We start from the raw sequence: 17,367 nt of genomic DNA on the forward strand, positions 1-17,367 counted from the left end.
GCTCCGGTCGGGTCGTGGCTGGTGCGCGGGACGTCTCCTTGTCCGCGCGGGGGCCACATTATCCGGCCGAAGCGGCCGCGCGCCAATCGGCTAGAACCGCAGCGACAGGCAGGTCAGGCCGCCGTCCATCTTGCGGAACTCGCTGGTGTCGATCACGTGCAGCGGCAGCCCGAGCGACGCGATCGCGTCGTGCACGCGCGGATAGCCGGCCGGCGTGATCAGCGTACCGTTCACGCGCAGCGTGTTGCCCGCGTATTCGTCGGCGGCCGAGATCGCGATCCGGCGATAGTCGGCGAACGCCGGGTGCGCGGCCAGCGCTTCGGTCACGAGCAGCGTGTCGTCGCCGAGCGCGTTGACGACCGACTTCAGGTGCAGGCCGGCGCCGACCGGCACCGCGACGACCGAATAACCGTAGCGCGACACGAGCGATTCGAACGCGGCAATGCCTTCGGCGTCGGTGCGGCCGGTCAGGCCGATATAGAAGCGCTTGCCGACCAGCATCACGTCGCCGCCGTCGAGACGGCCGTCCTGCATCGGCAGCAGGTCGCGATGCGCGGCGAGCGCCGCTTCGATGTGCGCCGTCTCGCCGCGCCGCGCGGGCGCGCCGGGACGCGTGATCACCGCGAATTCCGGCGTCACGACGGCCACGTCCTCGACGAAGTGCGAATCGGGGAATGCGTCCAACGGCGGCAGCTCGGTCAGTTCGACGCCAAGCGTGCGCAGCGCGTCGCAATACGCGTGGAACTGCGTGAGCGTCTTGTCGTAGTCGGGCGCGCCGAGTTCGGCGGTGGTCAGGCCCGCGCCACAGGACGGCGCGGGACGGCGAACGATCGCTTGCGTGAATTGCATCGACTCCTCCTTGGTCATCGCCACGCCCGTGCGGCGCACGGGGCAGCGGCGTTGTGTCCGGACCATTATCGGAAGCCAAATTGCGCAATTCGCGTCGATTTCGGCTGCACCGACAGCCGATTGCGTCGAATTGCGCACGGCGCGCAGCGGATTCGGCAGACGGCCGTTCGCCGTGTCGCGAACGGCCGCTTTCGTATGTGGCGCTCCCGTTACACGCCGGGCCCGAACCCCATCTGCGAGCGACCGAGCGCCGTGAGATCGCCCTCCCCGCCGCGCCCGTCGAATTCGACCTCGAAATGATCGGCCGGGAAATCGGGCGGGCTCTCGCCGCGCAAGAACGCGGGCAACTGGCGCCGCAGGTACGCGTCGTTCTTCGCGCAGCCGGGCGCGGCCGCGATGTACATCACGTTGCTGTCGCCGCTGCCGCGATGCGCATCCTCGACCGCATGCACGACGTCGCCATGCCAGAACACCGCGTCGCCCGGCTCCATGTGCGGGATCGGCACCAGCCCGTCGAGCAGCAGCGCGTGCCATTCGGGCCGGATCGACAGTGCGCGGCCGGGACGCGCGCCGCACAGGTCGTCATCGGCGACATCGTCCTGCAGCGCGCGCAGCACGACATAGGCCATCGCATTCGCGACCGGGATCAGTTGCAGCGTGCCGTCGCCGGGCCCCTGCGGCGTCAGCGCGGTCCAGCCCTGGAACGTGCGGAACATCGAACACACGGCCGGCGACGGAATCTCCTCGACGTCGGGACGGAATGCGGCGTCGAACGGGTCGTAATCGCGCCAGCGGCCGGCCAGCACGTGCCGATAGACCTGGCGGAAGTTCGCACCGAGCCAGCGTTCGACGGAGCCGCCGTCGACATGCGGCGACAGCCCAAGCGACGTCGAACCCGGCGGCCGGCGGCGAATCCGGTCCGCATAGACGGGCACCTGGTCCGGATCGAAATGCGTGCGCACGCCGTCCGCATGCCGCCACAAGCGGTTGAGGAACACGCGCGCCTGCGTGAGCGCCGGCGACTGGCGCGCGGCCACCTGCGGCTTCGACCAGTAGACGCCGTAGATCTGTGGCTTGCCCGACGCGAGGTTGCCGAAATAGCGATCCTCGGCGCGCGCATTCAGTCGGTCGGCGAAACGGTTCGCATCCAGATACGCGCCGATCTCGTCGTTCCAGTCGCGCGCCTGCCGTGCGTCGAACACGCCGCGAATCACGACCGCGCCATGCGTGCGGATCGCGGCAATCGCATGCGGATCGACGGAGCCGCCCGCGATATCCGCGAACGGCACCACCGGAATCACGTCGCGGCCATGCGCATGCGCGCGGCGGATCGCGTCGACCTGCCGCGCGATGTCGCCTTCCAGCTCGCGAAACGTGGCCGTGTAACCGGGCAGGTCGGCGCGCAGCGCCTGTTTCGCCGCGCGGATCGCGGCGGGCAGATCGTCAATCGTCAGTTGCATCGTGTCTCCTCGCTGAAGCGTGTCGTGATGTGCTGCCAGCGTACGGCCGGCGCACGACCGCCATCACCGCTATCCGGTCAACTATCGATACAATCCTGACAACCGTGCATTACTCGGGACGATGGCAGACCACGCAGAGCTTGTTACCGTCCGGGTCGCGGAAATATGCGCCGTAGTAGTCGCGGTGGTAATGCGGCCGCAGGCCCGGCGGCCCTTCGCAGCTACCGCCATGCCGCAGCGCAAGCGCGTGGCAGCGGTCGACGTGCGCGCGCGTCGGCGCGTCGAACGCGATCGTGTGGCCGTTGCCCGGCTCGGGCGCGCGGCCGTCGAGCGGCTGGCCGAAGAAGAACAGCGGCCGGTCGGCGTCGGCCGGCATCCAGCCCGACCAGCCGTCCGGCTCGCGGAACTTCAGGCGCAACCCGAGTTCCGCGAACAGCGGCGCATAGAAATCGTAGGCGCGCGTCGTATCGCCGACGCCCACGCAAACATGTGAAAACATGGCATCGCTCCGTGGTGACGATCGCTCACGATCATGCCACGGCGCGCAGCCCGCCCCACCCGGAGGTCGCGATGAAACCGCAGTACGAGCACGTGACGTTCGCTCCCGGCTGTTCGATCCGCGTGTACCACCGCCAGCTCGCGCGCATCCCGTTCGAATGGCACCGCCATCCCGAATACGAGCTGACGCTCACGCTCAACAGCCGCGGCCAGCGCTTCATCGGCGATCATGTCGCGCGCTACACGGACGACGATCTGGTGCTCGTGCCGCCCAACCTGCCGCACACCTGGTCGTCGAACGCGCGCATCGATCGCGATGCGCCCGAAGTCGCGCTCGTCGTCTGGTTCGACGGCGACTGGGTGCGGCGGCTTGCCGACTGCTGCACCGAATACGCGCCGCTACGCTCGCTGCTGCGGCGCGCGGCGCCGGGCCTGCGCTTCGACACCACCACGGCCCGCGCGATGCGCGCACGGCTGCCGCAGCTGCTCGATCCCGCTCCGCGCGTACGACTCGCGGCCGCGCTCGACACGCTCGCCGATCTCGCGGAAGCCGGCGGCGAGCCGCTCGCCACCGCGCATGCGTACGGCGGGCCCGACGGCACGACACCGCACGCCGATGCGGCCGCGCCCGAAGCCGAGCGGCTCGATCGCGTGCTCGACGCGATCGACCGGCACTTCCACGAACCGCTGCGCATCGATGCACTCGCCGCTGCCGCGCACATGTCCGAGCGCACGCTGCAGCGCCTGTTCGTCCGGCATCTCGGCGAAAGCGTCGGCCGCTACGTGCAGCGGCTGCGGCTCGCGCACGCGTGCCGCCATCTCGTCGGCACCGACTGGCCGATCGCGACGGTCGCCGCGCGCTGCGGCATTCCGAATGCCGCGAACTTCAACCGCCAGTTCCTCGCCGCGCGCGGAATGACGCCCGGCGCGTACCGTCAGTTCTTCCTGCAGCACGGCCACGCGCCCGACGAAGACGCGCCGGCGCTCGATACGCGGCCGCCGTCGCTGGAGCGCCGCGCCGATCCGGCGCGCAAATGAAAACACCCCGGCGGGCTGACCCGTCGGGGTGTCGTGGCGTTGCGATTGCCCGACGCGAGCGGCCTGCCGGCCGTCGCGCCGCACACGACTTAACGTGCGTTGATCGGCTTCGCTTCGCGCGGCGTATCGCCGATGAACAGCTGGCGCGGACGGCCGATCTTCTGCTCCGGATCCGCAATCATTTCGTTCCACTGCGCGATCCAGCCGACCGTACGTGCCATCGCGAAGATACACGTGAACATCGACGTCGGGATGCCCAGCGCGCGCTGGACAATGCCCGAGTAGAAGTCGACGTTCGGGTACAGCTTGCGCGACACGAAGTATTCGTCTTCCAGCGCGATCTTCTCGAGCTGCATCGCGAGCTTGAACAGCGGGTCGTCGTGCAGGCCCAGTTCGTTCAGCACTTCGTAGCACGTCTCGCGCATCAGCTTCGCACGCGGGTCGTAGTTCTTGTACACGCGGTGGCCGAAGCCCATCAGCTTCACGCCCGAATTCTTGTCCTTCACCTGCTTGATGAATTCGGGGATGTTGTCCGGCGAACCGATCTGCTCGAGCATGTTCAGCGCGGCTTCGTTCGCGCCGCCGTGCGCCGGGCCCCACAGACAGGCGATACCGGCCGCGATACATGCGAACGGGTTCGCGCCCGACGAACCGGCCAGGCGGACCGTCGACGTCGATGCGTTCTGCTCGTGGTCGGCGTGCAGGATCAGGATGCGGTCGAGTGCGCGGACGAGCACGTCGTTGACCTTGTACTCTTCGCACGGGTTCGAGAACATCATGTGCATGAAGTTCGCGCTGTACGACAGCGAGTTCTTCGGATACACGAACGGCTGGCCGATGCTGTACTTGTACGCCATCGCGACGAGCGTCGGCAGCTTCGCGATCATGCGGATCGCCGACACTTCACGATGACGCGGGTCGTTGATGTCGAGCGAGTCGTGGTAGAACGCGGACAGCGCGCCGACCGCGGCGACCAGGATCGCCATCGGGTGCGCGTCGCGGCGGAAGCCACGGAAGAAGAAGTGCATCTGCTCGTGCACCATCGTGTGCTTCGTGACGGTGTCGACGAATTCCTTCTTCTGCGCCGCGTTCGGCAGTTCGCCCTTCAGCAGCAGGTAGCAGCTTTCGAGGAAGTCCGCGTTTTGCGCGAGGTTGTCGATCGGGTAGCCGCGATACAGCAGTTCGCCCTTGTCGCCGTCGATGTACGTGATCGCCGAATTACAAGCTGCCGTCGACATGAAGCCCGGGTCGTACGTGAACTTGCCGGTCTGGCCGTACAGCTTGCGGATGTCGATTACGTCCGGGCCCATCGTGCCCTTGTAGATCGGCAGTTCGACGCTCGGCGAGTTGTCGCTGAACGATAGCGTGGCTTTAACATCAGACGGAGTCATGGCACATCCTCAATCGAAATAAAGAAACGGGATTCGATAACGGGCGTAACGCGTTACACGTTGCGCAGCATCTCCAACAGCCGGTGAATATCCGGGCTGTCTAGGTCGCCCTCTGGTTCCTTGCGCGCGAGGAGCAAGTCCATCAGGTCGTTGTCGCTCAGATCGAGCAGGCGCGACAACGCGCCTACGTCTGCATCGGTGAGGTCATGCTCGTATCTGCCGAAGAAACGTTCGAAGATGATGTCGTTTTCCAGCAGACCCCGCCGCGCGCGCCAGCGAAGGCGCGCGCGACGGTGCGGGTCGGATTGATGCGAATCGTCGCTCATTGCAACCTTAAACCGCGCGGCGAACCATCAGTTCCTTGATCTTGCCGATCGCCTTCGTCGGGTTCAGGCCCTTCGGGCAGACGTCGACGCAGTTCATGATCGTGTGGCAACGGAACAGACGGTACGGGTCTTCCAGGTTGTCGAGACGCTCGCCGGTGGCCGTGTCGCGGCTGTCCGCGATGAAGCGGTACGCCTGCAGCAGGCCGGCCGGGCCGACGAACTTGTCCGGGTTCCACCAGAAGCTCGGGCACGACGTCGAGCAGCTCGCGCACAGAATGCACTCGTACACGCCGTCGAGCTCGTCGCGCTCTTCCGGCGACTGGAGGCGTTCCTTCTCCGGCGGCGGCGCGTCGTTGATCAGGTACGGCTTGATCGAGTGATACTGGTTGAAGAAGTGCGTCATGTCGACGATCAGGTCGCGCACGACGGGCAGGCCCGGCAGCGGACGCAGCACGATCTTCTGCGGCAGGTCGTTCAGGTTCGTCAGGCACGCGAGACCGTTCTTGCCGTTGATGTTCATCGCGTCCGAACCGCACACACCTTCGCGGCACGAACGGCGGAACGACAGCGTCTCGTCCACTGCCTTCAGCTTGACCAGTGCGTCGAGCAGCATGCGCTCGTGCTGGATCTCGAGTTCGTACGTCTGCATGCGCGGCGCTGCGTCCTTGTCCGGATCGTAGCGGTAGACTTCAAAAATGCGTTTTGCCATTTCGGATTCCTTTGACTCGGCTTAGAACGTGCGCGGCTTCGGCGGCACGGATTCGACCGTCAGCGGCTTCATTTGAACCGGCTTGTAGTCGAGGCGATCGCCTTCGCTGTACCACAGCGTGTGGCGCAGCCAGTTCTCGTCGTCGCGGTGTTCGTAGTCGCTGTGGGCATGCGCGCCACGGCTTTCCTTGCGCGCTTCCGCCGACACCATCGTCGCGCGGGCGACTTCGATCAGGTTCTCCAGCTCGAGCGCTTCGACGCGCGCGGTGTTGAACACCTTCGACTTGTCCTTCAGGTGGATGCTTTCCACGCGCGCCGCCAGGCCGGCCATCTGGTCGACGCCTTCCTTCAGCAGCGTCGACGTGCGGAACACGCCTGCATGCTTCTGCATCGTCGCGCGGATGTCGTTCGCGACGTCCTGCGTGTATTCGCCCGACGTCGACTTGTCGAGCTTGTTCAGGCGCGCCAGCGAGAATTCGCCTGCATCGGCCGGCAGCGGCTTGTGTTCCTTCTGGTTCTTCACGTGCTCGACGATGTGGTTGCCGGCCGCACGGCCGAACACCACGAGGTCCAGCAGCGAGTTCGTGCCGAGGCGGTTCGCGCCGTGCACGGACACGCACGAGCACTCGCCCACTGCGTAGAAGCCGTTGACCGGTTCCTTGTGATCGCGCGACGTGCCGACGACCTGACCGTGGATGTTGGTCGGGATGCCGCCCATCTGGTAGTGGATCGTCGGGACGACCGGGATCGGCTCCTTGATCGCATCGACGTTCGCGAACTTCAGCGCGATTTCGCGGATCGACGGCAGACGCTTCATGATCGTCTCGGCGCCGATGTGCGACAGGTCGAGCAGCACGTGATCCTTGTTCGGACCCACGCCGCGACCTTCCTTGATTTCCTGGTCCATCGAGCGCGACACGAAGTCACGCGGCGCCAGATCCTTCAGCGTCGGTGCATAGCGCTCCATGAAGCGCTCGCCGTTCGCATTGCGCAGGATGCCGCCTTCGCCGCGCACGCCTTCGGTGATCAGCACGCCCGCGCCGGCCACGCCGGTCGGGTGGAACTGCCAGAACTCCATGTCCTGCAGCGCGATGCCCGAACGCGCGGCCATGCCGAGGCCGTCGCCGGTGTTGATGAACGCGTTGGTCGATGCCGCGAAGATCCGGCCTGCGCCGCCCGTCGCGAACAGCGTCGTCTTGCCTTCCATGATGTAGACGTCGCCCGTCTCCATCTCGAGGGCCGTCACGCCGAGCACGTCGCCGTCCGCGTCGCGGATCAGGTCGAGCGCCATCCATTCGACGAAGAACTGCGTCTTCGCCTCGACGTTCTGCTGGTACAGCGTGTGCAGCAGCGCGTGACCGGTACGGTCGGCGGCCGCGCATGCGCGCTGGACCGGCTTCTCGCCGTAGTTCGCGGTGTGGCCGCCGAACGGGCGCTGGTAGATCGTGCCGTCCGCGTTGCGGTCGAACGGCATGCCGAAGTGCTCGAGTTCGTACACGACGTTCGGCGCTTCACGGCACATGAATTCGATCGCGTCCTGGTCGCCGAGCCAGTCGGAGCCCTTGATCGTGTCGTAGAAGTGGAAGTGCCAGTTGTCTTCGCTCATGTTGCCGAGCGACGCGCCGATGCCGCCCTGCGCGGCCACCGTGTGCGAACGCGTCGGGAACACCTTCGACAGCACGCCGACCGACAGGCCCGCGCGCGACAGTTGCAGCGCCGCGCGCAAGCCGGAGCCGCCCGCGCCGACGATCACGACGTCGAACTTGCGGCGCGGGAGGGAAGTTTTGATTGCAGCCATTCTTTACACTCTCCAGAGAATCTGCGCGGCGTAGCCCGCACATGCGAGCAGCCAGACGATGGTCAGCGATTGCAGCAGCAGGCGCACACCGACGGGCTTCACGTAATCCATCCAGATGTCGCGCACGCCGACCCATGCGTGGTAGAAGAGGGAAAGCAGCATCACGAAGGTCGCGAGCTTCATCCATTGCGCGGAGAAGATCGACGCCCAGCCTTCGTACGAGAAGTCGTGCGCGCCGAAGAACAGGACGAGCAGGATGACCGTGTAGACCGCCATGATCGCGGCGGTGATGCGCTGCGCGAGCCAGTCGCGCAGGCCGTAGTGCGCGCCGACGACGAGGCGCTTCGAGCCGATTCGGTTATTGGCTGCCATTTTCTTAGAACGCTCCGAACAGTTTGAGTGCCATGGCGATCGTCAGCGCGATCGAGACGACAAAGACGACGACTGCCGTCCGCTTGCCGCTTTCCTTCGTGACGGCGTCGTGGTTGACGTCCATCAGCAGGTGGCGAATGCCGGCGCAGAAATGGTGGAAGAAAGCCCAGGACAACGCGAGGACGATCAGCTTGACGACGATGTTGGAGAGGAAGGCCTTGAAGACTTCGAAGCTGAGCTCGGACGTCAGGCTCTGGTCGAAGAGGAACAGCAGGAACGGCAGGAACAGGAACAGCAGCGCGCCGCTGACTCGATGGAGGATCGACAAAGTCGCTGCCAGCGGCATGCGATATTTCATCGTGATATCGCTGAATCCGATGTTCCGGTATTCCGGCCTCGGTTTTCTTACTGCGTCAGTCATGCTAGACCCCTACTATGTTGTCACACTAATCCGCGATTTTAGCGCCTTTTTATATCGCGCTGCAGCGAAAGTCTGCTCTGGATAGTTGCGCGAACGAGAACAAAGGCGGCCCGAAACGTGCTTCGCGAGCGTGGGAAACGCGAATGCACTCGGCCTGAGCCGAACCGTCGTCAGCTCAAGTCATTCTGATAGTAGTACCCGGTTGTGACATACCAGCCGCGCCGCACTTCCACCGGCCGATCCCCGTACGTATAGGACACGCGCTCGACCGACAGCAACGGGAAACCCGCGGGCACATGCAGCAGGTCGGCCACCGCCGGATCCGCCGCGACCGCGCGGATCTTCTCCGTCGCGCGGATCATCCGCGTGCCGAACTCCGTCTCGAACATCGCGTAGAGCGGCCCCTTGTACTCGCTCAACCGCTCGAACGTGAGCCCGCGAAACATCGCGCCCGGCAGCCAGATCTCGTCGAGCACCGTCACCTCGCTGTCGAACTCCAGCAGGCGGCGCACCTGCACGACGGGATCGGCCGGCTTCAGGTCGAGCTGCCGCGCGATCTCGGCCGGCGCACGCAGGCGCCGGCATTCGAGCAGGCGGCTCACGTGCGGGTGCTCGGCACCGTCGTCGGCAAGCAGACGCAGGAAGCGGAATTGCGCGCGATCCTCGTTGTGCGTTGCAACAAAAGTACCCTTGCCCTGCCGCCGGACCACGAGGTTTTCTGCGGCCAGTTCGTCGATCGCCTTGCGAACGGTGCCCTGGCTGACCTTGTAACGGGCGGCGAGCTCCACTTCGCTCGGAATGATCTCGCCCGGCTTCCATTCGCCGGTTTCGAGACTTTGCGTGATCAATGACTTGATCTGCTGGTATAACGGGCTGAACGTCGGCGACGCAGACGCCGCGGGCGAAGGAGCGGAATCGCTCGCGCCCGGCTGCCCTGGGCCGCCTGCGCCGGTCTGATTCGCGGTATTCGCCTGGTTCGATGTCATGGCGCGCATTTCATCACAAACCGCACTTTTTCGTCCACTCAATTTCGGCAAAACATCTGTCTTATATAAGACATATGATACCGTTTGACTTTGCGCGTGACGGCTCCTACACTCCCGGTCGAGCAAGGGTTCGCGGGTGCAAAAGCGCGTCCCAGGCTACGTGCCACGGCCGTCTCCAGGTTCACCGCGTCTGCCATCGCGAGTCCTCCGCCCTGCTTCACTGCAACGTTACGCACAACGCGCATAGAATGGCGTTTTCGCTAGCGTCCAACGCTTCACCCGTCCTGGAGATTTTCAATGGCTAAGCCCGCAAAGCGCGTTGCCGTCACCGGCGCCGCAGGTCAAATCGCTTACTCCCTGCTGTTCCGCATCGCGAACGGCGACCTGCTCGGCAAGGACCAGCCGGTCATCCTGCAACTGCTCGACCTCCCGCAAGCCCAAGCCGCCGTCAAAGGCGTCGTGATGGAGCTCGACGATTGCGCGTTCCCGCTGCTCGCGGGCGTCGTGATCACCGACGATCCGAAGGTTGCATTCAAGGATGCCGACGTCGCGCTGCTGGTCGGTGCGCGTCCGCGCTCGAAGGGCATGGAGCGCAAGGACCTGCTGTCGGCGAACGCCGAAATCTTCACGGTTCAGGGCGCTGCGCTGAACGAAGTCGCGAGCCGCGACGTGAAGGTGCTGGTCGTCGGCAACCCGGCGAACACGAACGCGTACATCGCGATGAAGTCGGCACCGGACCTGCCGAAGAAGAACTTCACGGCCATGCTGCGCCTCGACCACAACCGCGCGCTGTCGCAGCTCGCCGCCAAGTCGGGCAAGCCGGTCGCATCGATCGAGAAGCTCGCCGTGTGGGGCAACCACTCGCCGACGATGTACCCCGACTTCCGCTTCGCGACCGCCGAAGGCGAATCGATGCTGAAGCTGATCAACGACGACGTGTGGAACCGCGACACGTTCATCCCGACCGTCGGCAAGCGCGGCGCGGCGATCATCGAAGCACGCGGCCTGTCGTCGGCCGCGTCGGCAGCCAACGCGGCGATCGACCACGTCCGTGACTGGGTGCTCGGCACGAACGGCAAGTGGGTCACGATGGGCATCCCGTCGGACGGCTCGTACGGCATCCCCGAAGACATCATCTACGGTGTGCCGGTCGTTTGCGAAAACGGCGAGTACAAGCGCGTCGAAGGCCTGGAAATCGACGCGTTCTCGCGCGAGAAGATGGACGGCACGCTGGCCGAGCTGCTCGAAGAGCGCGATGGCGTCGCCCACCTGCTGAAGAACTAATTTCAGTACCGTGACGGGCAGCCTCCGGGCGCTCGTCACCGCAGGGCCGGCAAGCCGCCGGCCCTGCCGCCCGATCCGATCCGGGCACGTTTTGCCGCCTCGTGCGCCCCGCGCATCGGCCCAGAACGCGCCCGAATCCGATTTTCTCCACGTTGACCCGCTTCCCTGACGTAGAAGAGATGGCCGCGCTCACTCCTGCACAAGTGCTGTACGACGGGGCGTCCCCGCCCGCGATCCTGCCATGCTGCGATCACTACGCGGGCAGCGAGAAGCTGATGCGCAAGTCGCTCGCGCTGCAGGCCGAAACGGGCCCCGTATTCGACATCACGCTCGACTGCGAGGACGGCGCGGCCGTCGGCCAGGAAGCCGCACACGCGGAACTCGTCGCCGAGCTGCTCGGCAGCGCCGAGAACCGCTTCGGGCGCGTCGGCGTCCGGATCCACGACTTTTCCCACCCGCACTGGCGCGACGATGTCCGCATCGTGCTGCGCGCCGCCCGCGCCCCCGCCTACATCACGCTCCCGAAGATCGCGAACGCCGCCGACGCAGCCGAAATGGCCGCGTTCATCGAAGGCACGCGCCGCGAGCTCGGCATCGCGCAGCCGATCCCGGTCGACGTGCTGGTCGAGACGCACGGCGCGCTCGCGCAGGCGGCCGCCCTCGCCGCGCTGCCGATGGTCGGCACGTTGAGCTTCGGGCTGATGGATTTCGTCTCCGCGCACCACGGCGCGATTCCCGATGCCGCGATGCGCTCGCCCGGCCAGTTCGAACACCCGCTCGTGCGCCGCGCGAAGCTGGAAATCGCCGCGGCCTGCCACGCGCACGGCAAGACGCCGTCGCACAACGTGACGACCGAGGTGCGCGACATGGGCGTCGTCGCCGCCGATGCACGCCGCGCGCGCGACGAATTCGCGTTCACGCGGATGTGGAGCATCCACCCCGCGCAGATCCGCCCGATCGTCGACGCATTCGCGCCGCGCACCGACGAGGTCGTGCTGGCCGCCGAGATCCTGCTCGCCGCGCAGGCCGCCGACTGGGGCCCGACGCGCCACGGTGATACGCTGCACGATCGCGCGAGCTATCGCTATTACTGGTCGGTGCTGCGCCGCGCGCGGGCCACCGGCCAGCCCGTACCGGCCGAGGCCACGCGGCTGTTCGGCCCGGCCGCCGCGGGCGACGCGCAGTGAGCGCGCGCCGCCGGCCGATACACGAATTTCATGCATTCGCCGAGGCGCGAACCGGACAGAGGTTTGCGAAACGACAAAAAACGTAACGGAGCCCGAAAACCTGAAATATGCGCGGCCAAATAGGTGAAAATAGCGGCCGCTGCGCGCTTTCGGGGCGCGTGCAGTTTCAAACCGGCCGGCAGCTTCGATTGCCGGCCCTTGTCAACTGATTATCGAAAGGTTCTGACTCCATGAAGAAACTCCTGATCGCTACCGCCATCGGCGCCTTGTCCGCCACGATGCTGGTCTCGGCTCCGAGCGCGTTTGCCCAGGGTACGGCCAGCACGACCGCGAAGAAGGCCGCGGCCAAGCGCCCGGCGCCGGCCAAGCGCATCATCCCGCGCAGCAAGAAGGCGCAGGCGCGCGCCGCTGCCAAGGTCGATCCGGTACCGGACGGCGCGGTCAAGTGGGCCTGTAAGGATGGCCTGTCGTTCGACCTCGCCGGCGACATGAAGCGCGACCAGGTCGTCACGGTTCACTGGGCGAAGAAGAACTACAAGCTGCCGCGTCAAGCCACGACGACGGGCGCCGACACGTTCTACGATCCGGCAGCAGGCTTCAAGCTGGTCGTGATCCCGTCCAAGGCGATGCTGTTCTCCGACGCGAACGGCGGCGAGCGCCTCGCGGACGAGTGCGTGACGCCGGAAATGGCGCAAGGCACGCCGGCACCGACGCAGTCGAACGAGCTGAAGCCGGCAACGAACTAAGCGCGTTCCCCCCCGGCCCCTCGATGTCCGCCCCGGTCTCCAACGTCCGCCCTGCTCCGGATACGGTACTCGTCGATATCGTCGACTACGTGCTGAACACCGGCATCGACAGCGCGCTCGCGCTGGAGACGGCGCGTCATTGCCTGATCGACACGCTCGGATGCGGACTCGAGGCGCTGTCCTACCCTGCCTGCACCAAGCTGCTCGGCCCCGTCGTGCCCGGCACGATCGTGCCGAACGGCGCGAAGGTGCCCGGCACGTCCTTCCAGCTCGATCCCGTCCAGGCCGCGTTCGACATCGGCGCGATGATCCGCTGGCTGGACTTCAACGACACCTGGCTCGCCGCCGAATGGGGTCATCCGTCCGACAATCTCGGCGGGATCCTGGCGACGGCCGACTGGCTCTCCCGCACGGCCGTCGCGGCCGGCCGGAAGCCGCTGCTCATGCGCGACGTGCTGGTCGCGATGATCCAGGCCCACGAGATCCAGGGCTGCCTCGCACTCGAGAATTCGTTCAACGCGGTCGGGCTCGACCACGTGCTGCTCGTGAAGGTCGCGTCGACGGCCGTCGTCGGCCGGCTGCTCGGGCTCACGCGCGACGAGCTGATCAACGCGGTATCCAACGCGTTCGTCGACGGCCACGCGCTGCGTACCTACCGCCACGCGCCGAACACGGGCTCGCGCAAGTCGTGGGCGGCCGGCGATGCCACGTCCCGCGCGGTGCGCCTCGCGCTGATCGCGAAAACGGGCGAAATGGGCTATCCGTCGGCGCTCACCGCGAAGACCTGGGGTTTCTACGACGTGCTGTTCGACGGGCAGCCGTTCCGCTTCCAGCGCCCGTACGGCACGTACGTGATGGAAAACGTGCTGTTCAAGATCGCGTTCCCCGCCGAATTCCATGCGCAGACGGCCGCCGAGGCCGCGCTGCAGCTGCACGCGCAGCTCGCCGCGGCGGGCCGCACGACCGACGACATCGGCCGGGTCACGATCCGCACGCATGCGGCCGCGATCCGCATCATCGACAAGCAGGGCCCGCTCGCCAATCCGGCTGACCGCGACCACTGCATCCAGTACATGGTCGCCGTGCCGCTGCTGTTCGGCCGGCTGACCGCGGCCGACTATGAAGATTCGGCCGCAGCGGACCCACGCATCGACGCGCTGCGCGCGAAAACCGTGTGCGTCGAGGATCCGCAGTTCACGAAGGATTACCACGATCCGGACAAGCGATCGATCGCGAATGCGCTGACGATCGAATTCACGGACGGATCGAAGCTTGCCGAAGTGGTGGTCGAGTATCCGCTAGGCCACAAGCGACGCCGCGCAGAAGGCATCCCGCTGCTGGTCGAGAAGTTCCGGACCAACCTCGCCCGCCGCTTCCCGGCCAAGCAGCAACAAGCGATTCTCGACGTGTCGCTGGACCAGGCAAAGCTCGAAGCGATGCCGGTCGATGAGTACGTCGACTTGTATGTGATATAGCCGTCATCTACAGGACACGTTGTTTCCTAGCCTTAAACCCAGGAAAATCACCATGGCCCACAATCTCCACAAGACCCTCAAGGAATTCGACAGCGGTTCCGGCAAAGGCAAGTTCTACTCGCTGCCGCAACTCGGCAAGGAGCTGAAGACGAAGATCGAACGCCTGCCGGTGTCGATCCGTATCGTGCTCGAGTCCGTGCTGCGCAACTACGACGGCAAGAAAATCACCGAAGAGCACATCGAGCAGCTCGCGAACTGGAAGCCGACCGCGAAGCGCGTCGACGAGATTCCGTTCGTGGTGTCGCGCGTCGTGCTGCAGGACTTCACGGGCGTGCCGCTGCTCGCCGACATCGCGGCCATGCGCGGCGTCGCCGAGCGCACCGGCAAGAACCCGAAGAAGATCGAGCCGCTGGTCCCGGTCGATCTCGTCGTCGACCACTCGGTCCAGATCGACTACTTCCGCCAGAAGGACGCGCTCGACCTGAACATGAAACTGGAATTCCAGCGCAACAACGAGCGCTACCAGTTCATGAAGTGGGGCATGCAGGCCTTCGACACGTTCAAGGTCGTGCCGCCGGGCGTCGGCATCGTCCACCAGGTGAACCTCGAATATCTCGCGCGCGGCGTCCACAAGAAGGCGGACGGCGGCGACACCGTGTACTACCCGGATACCCTCGTCGGCACGGACAGCCACACGACGATGATCAACGGCATCGGCGTGGTCGGCTGGGGCGTGGGCGGCATCGAAGCCGAAGCCGGCATGCTCGGCCAGCCGGTGTACTTCCTGACGCCGGACGTCGTCGGCGTCGAGCTGAAGGGCAAGCTGCGCGAAGGCGTGACGGCCACCGACCTCGTGCTGACGATCACCGAAATGCTGCGCAAGGAAAAGGTCGTCGGCAAGTTCGTCGAGTTCTTCGGCGAAGGCACGAAGTCGCTGTCGCTGCCGGACCGCGCAACGATCGGCAACATGGCGCCGGAATACGGCGCGACGATGGGCTTCTTCCCGGTCGACAAAAAAACGATCGACTACTTCGAAGGCACGGGCCGCACGAAGGCGGAAATCGCCGCGTTCGAAAACTACTTCAAGGCGCAGAAGCTGTTCGGCATTCCGAAGGCCGGCGACATCGACTACACGAAGACGGTCACGCTCGACCTCGCGACGGTCGCACCGTCGCTGGCCGGCCCGAAGCGCCCGCAGGACCGCATCGAGATCGGCAACGTCAAGTCGACGTTCACCGACCTGTTCTCGAAGCCGGTCGCGGAAAACGGCTTCGCGAAGAAGGCGGACGACCTGAACACGCAGTACACGACGAGCAACGGCGTCGACGTGAAGAACGGCGACGTGCTGATCGCCGCGATCACGTCGTGCACCAACACGTCGAACCCGAGCGTGCTGCTGGCTGCCGGCCTGCTCGCGAAGAAGGCCGTCGAAGCCGGCCTGACCGTCGCACCGCACATCAAGACGTCGCTCGCGCCGGGATCGCGCATCGTCACCGAGTATCTGACGAAGACGGGCCTGCTGCCCTACCTGTCGAAGCTCGGCTTCGAAGTCGCCGCCTACGGCTGCACGACCTGTATCGGCAACGCGGGCGACCTGACGCCGGAACTGAACGAAGCGATCACGAAGAACGACCTCGTCGCGGCAGCCGTGCTGTCGGGCAACCGTAACTTCGAAGCGCGTATCCACCCGAACATCCGCGCGAACTTCCTCGCGTCGCCGCCGCTCGTCGTCGCGTACGCGATCGCCGGCAACATCACGCGCGACCTGATGACCGAGCCGGTCGGCAAGGGCAAGGGCGGCCGCGACATCTACCTCGGCGACATCTGGCCGACGAGCGACGAAATCCAGGCGCTGCTCAAGTTCGCGCTCGATCCGAAGAAGTTCGAGGACAACTACGCGAAGCTGACCAAGAAGGGCGATCTCTGGAGCAAGATCGAGGGAGAATCGGGCCAGGTCTACGACTGGCCGAAGTCGACGTACATCGCCGAGCCGCCGTTCTTCGGCAACGACTTCTCGATGGAACCGGCCGCTTCGATCCCGTCGGTCAAGGGCGCGCGCGCACTGGGCATCTTCGGCGACTCGGTCACGACCGACCACATCAGCCCGGCAGGCTCGATCAAGGAAGACTCGCCGGCAGGCAAGTGGCTGAAGGAAAACGGCGTGCAGAAGGCCGACTTCAACAGCTACGGCTCGCGCCGCGGCAACCACGACGTGATGATGCGCGGCACGTTCGCGAACGTCCGGATCAAGAACCTGATGATCCCGGTGAAGGCGGACGGCACGCGCGTCGAAGGCGGCCTGACGATCCACCAGCCGAGCGGCGAACAGCAGTCGATCTATGATGCAGCGATGCAATACATCGCCGCCGATACGCCGACCGTCGTGTTCGCGGGCGAAGAGTACGGCACGGGCTCGTCGCGCGACTGGGCCGCGAAGGGCACGCAACTGCTCGGCGTGAAGGCCGTGATCGCACGCAGCTTCGAGCGGATCCACCGTTCGAACCTGGTCGGCATGGGTGTGCTGCCGCTGCAGTTCAAGGGCTCGGACAGCGTCCAGTCGCTCGGCATCACCGGCGACGAGACGTACGACATCGAGGGCCTCGGCGACGACTTCAAGCCGCAGCAGGACGTCACGCTCGTGATCAACCGCAAGAACGGCGAAACGCAGCGCGTGCAGGTGCTGCTGCGCATCGATACGCCGATCGAAGTCGACTACTACAAGCACGGCGGTATCCTGCCGTTCGTGCTGCGCTCGCTGCTCGCAGCGTAAGCGCCCTGCTTTTGCAGGTGCCGCAGCCGCCTCGCGGGCGGTTGCGGCCGATTTGGAT

16 protein-coding genes are annotated in these 17,367 nt (G+C 65.7%); 6 read left to right on the forward strand and 10 right to left on the reverse strand.

Going from position 1 to position 17,367, the window contains the following annotated elements; all coding sequences use genetic code 11:
* Nucleotides 1-90 precede the first annotated feature (90 nt).
* The 3 genes from ACPUER_RS10580 to ACPUER_RS10590 all read right to left on the reverse strand — a co-directional run bounded on the left by ACPUER_RS10580 (nucleotide 91) and on the right by ACPUER_RS10590 (nucleotide 2,808).
* Complete coding sequence (locus ACPUER_RS10580; RefSeq protein ID WP_034180128.1) at nucleotides 91-849, reverse strand: dimethylarginine dimethylaminohydrolase family protein; 759 nt, start codon at nucleotides 847-849, stop codon at nucleotides 91-93.
* A 209-nt stretch (nucleotides 850-1,058) separates the two neighbouring features.
* Nucleotides 1,059-2,309: a DUF1479 domain-containing protein gene (locus ACPUER_RS10585; protein ID WP_425131048.1), complete on the reverse strand. Its 1,251-nt coding sequence runs from the start codon at nucleotides 2,307-2,309 to the stop codon at nucleotides 1,059-1,061.
* Between the two features lie 109 nt (nucleotides 2,310-2,418).
* Nucleotides 2,419-2,808: a VOC family protein gene (locus tag ACPUER_RS10590; protein ID WP_310140465.1), complete on the reverse strand. Its 390-nt coding sequence runs from the start codon at nucleotides 2,806-2,808 to the stop codon at nucleotides 2,419-2,421.
* A 71-nt stretch (nucleotides 2,809-2,879) separates the two neighbouring features.
* Between ACPUER_RS10590 and ACPUER_RS10595 the strand changes: the two genes are divergently transcribed.
* The gene (locus ACPUER_RS10595; RefSeq protein WP_425131049.1) at nucleotides 2,880-3,845 is read left to right on the forward strand and encodes a helix-turn-helix domain-containing protein; all 966 of its coding nucleotides are present in this window, start codon (nucleotides 2,880-2,882) and stop codon (nucleotides 3,843-3,845) included.
* 89 nt (nucleotides 3,846-3,934) lie between these two features.
* On the opposite strand, the gene gltA is transcribed toward ACPUER_RS10595, so the two are convergent.
* The 7 genes from gltA to ACPUER_RS10630 form a co-directional block, all read right to left on the reverse strand.
* Entirely contained in the window at nucleotides 3,935-5,236 is a 1,302-nt protein-coding gene (gene gltA / locus ACPUER_RS10600) for a citrate synthase (RefSeq protein WP_014899964.1), read from the reverse strand.
* A gap of 53 nt (nucleotides 5,237-5,289) precedes the next feature.
* Nucleotides 5,290-5,562, reverse strand: coding sequence for a succinate dehydrogenase assembly factor 2 (locus ACPUER_RS10605; RefSeq protein WP_031400668.1), 273 nt, complete (start codon nucleotides 5,560-5,562; stop codon nucleotides 5,290-5,292).
* Between the two features lie 7 nt (nucleotides 5,563-5,569).
* The gene (locus tag ACPUER_RS10610; protein WP_011658352.1) at nucleotides 5,570-6,271 is read right to left on the reverse strand and encodes a succinate dehydrogenase iron-sulfur subunit; all 702 of its coding nucleotides are present in this window, start codon (nucleotides 6,269-6,271) and stop codon (nucleotides 5,570-5,572) included.
* Nucleotides 6,272-6,292: 21 nt separating this feature from the next.
* Complete coding sequence (sdhA, locus tag ACPUER_RS10615; protein WP_310140499.1) at nucleotides 6,293-8,068, reverse strand: succinate dehydrogenase flavoprotein subunit; 1,776 nt, start codon at nucleotides 8,066-8,068, stop codon at nucleotides 6,293-6,295.
* Between the two features lie 3 nt (nucleotides 8,069-8,071).
* The gene (sdhD, locus tag ACPUER_RS10620) at nucleotides 8,072-8,440 is read right to left on the reverse strand and encodes a succinate dehydrogenase, hydrophobic membrane anchor protein (RefSeq protein WP_174378791.1); all 369 of its coding nucleotides are present in this window, start codon (nucleotides 8,438-8,440) and stop codon (nucleotides 8,072-8,074) included.
* Between the two features lie 4 nt (nucleotides 8,441-8,444).
* Complete coding sequence (gene sdhC / locus ACPUER_RS10625; protein ID WP_047901353.1) at nucleotides 8,445-8,861, reverse strand: succinate dehydrogenase, cytochrome b556 subunit; 417 nt, start codon at nucleotides 8,859-8,861, stop codon at nucleotides 8,445-8,447.
* Between the two features lie 170 nt (nucleotides 8,862-9,031).
* Nucleotides 9,032-9,856 carry a GntR family transcriptional regulator gene (locus tag ACPUER_RS10630; protein WP_081938389.1) on the reverse strand — a complete coding sequence of 275 codons (825 nt, stop codon included), beginning with the start codon at nucleotides 9,854-9,856 and terminating at the stop codon, nucleotides 9,032-9,034.
* Nucleotides 9,857-10,144: 288 nt separating this feature from the next.
* Here ACPUER_RS10630 and ACPUER_RS10635 point away from each other — a divergent pair, with 288 nt between their 5' ends.
* From ACPUER_RS10635 to acnA, 5 genes are all read left to right on the forward strand, one after another.
* Nucleotides 10,145-11,131: a malate dehydrogenase gene (locus tag ACPUER_RS10635; protein ID WP_034180017.1), complete on the forward strand. Its 987-nt coding sequence runs from the start codon at nucleotides 10,145-10,147 to the stop codon at nucleotides 11,129-11,131.
* A gap of 179 nt (nucleotides 11,132-11,310) precedes the next feature.
* On the forward strand, nucleotides 11,311-12,318 hold the full coding sequence (locus ACPUER_RS10640) for an HpcH/HpaI aldolase/citrate lyase family protein (RefSeq protein WP_175958713.1): 1,008 nt from the start codon (nucleotides 11,311-11,313) through the stop codon (nucleotides 12,316-12,318).
* Between the two features lie 230 nt (nucleotides 12,319-12,548).
* Nucleotides 12,549-13,064 carry a hypothetical protein gene (locus tag ACPUER_RS10645; protein ID WP_175958712.1) on the forward strand — a complete coding sequence of 172 codons (516 nt, stop codon included), beginning with the start codon at nucleotides 12,549-12,551 and terminating at the stop codon, nucleotides 13,062-13,064.
* Between the two features lie 23 nt (nucleotides 13,065-13,087).
* Entirely contained in the window at nucleotides 13,088-14,539 is a 1,452-nt protein-coding gene (locus ACPUER_RS10650; RefSeq protein WP_425131050.1) for a bifunctional 2-methylcitrate dehydratase/aconitate hydratase, read from the forward strand.
* 52 nt (nucleotides 14,540-14,591) lie between these two features.
* Nucleotides 14,592-17,309: an aconitate hydratase AcnA gene (gene acnA, locus ACPUER_RS10655; RefSeq protein ID WP_425131051.1), complete on the forward strand. Its 2,718-nt coding sequence runs from the start codon at nucleotides 14,592-14,594 to the stop codon at nucleotides 17,307-17,309.
* Nucleotides 17,310-17,367 lie beyond the last annotated feature (58 nt).

Source organism: Burkholderia sp. DN3021, assembly GCF_049805555.1.
GTDB classification, from domain to species: domain Bacteria; phylum Pseudomonadota; class Gammaproteobacteria; order Burkholderiales; family Burkholderiaceae; genus Burkholderia; species Burkholderia pyrrocinia_C.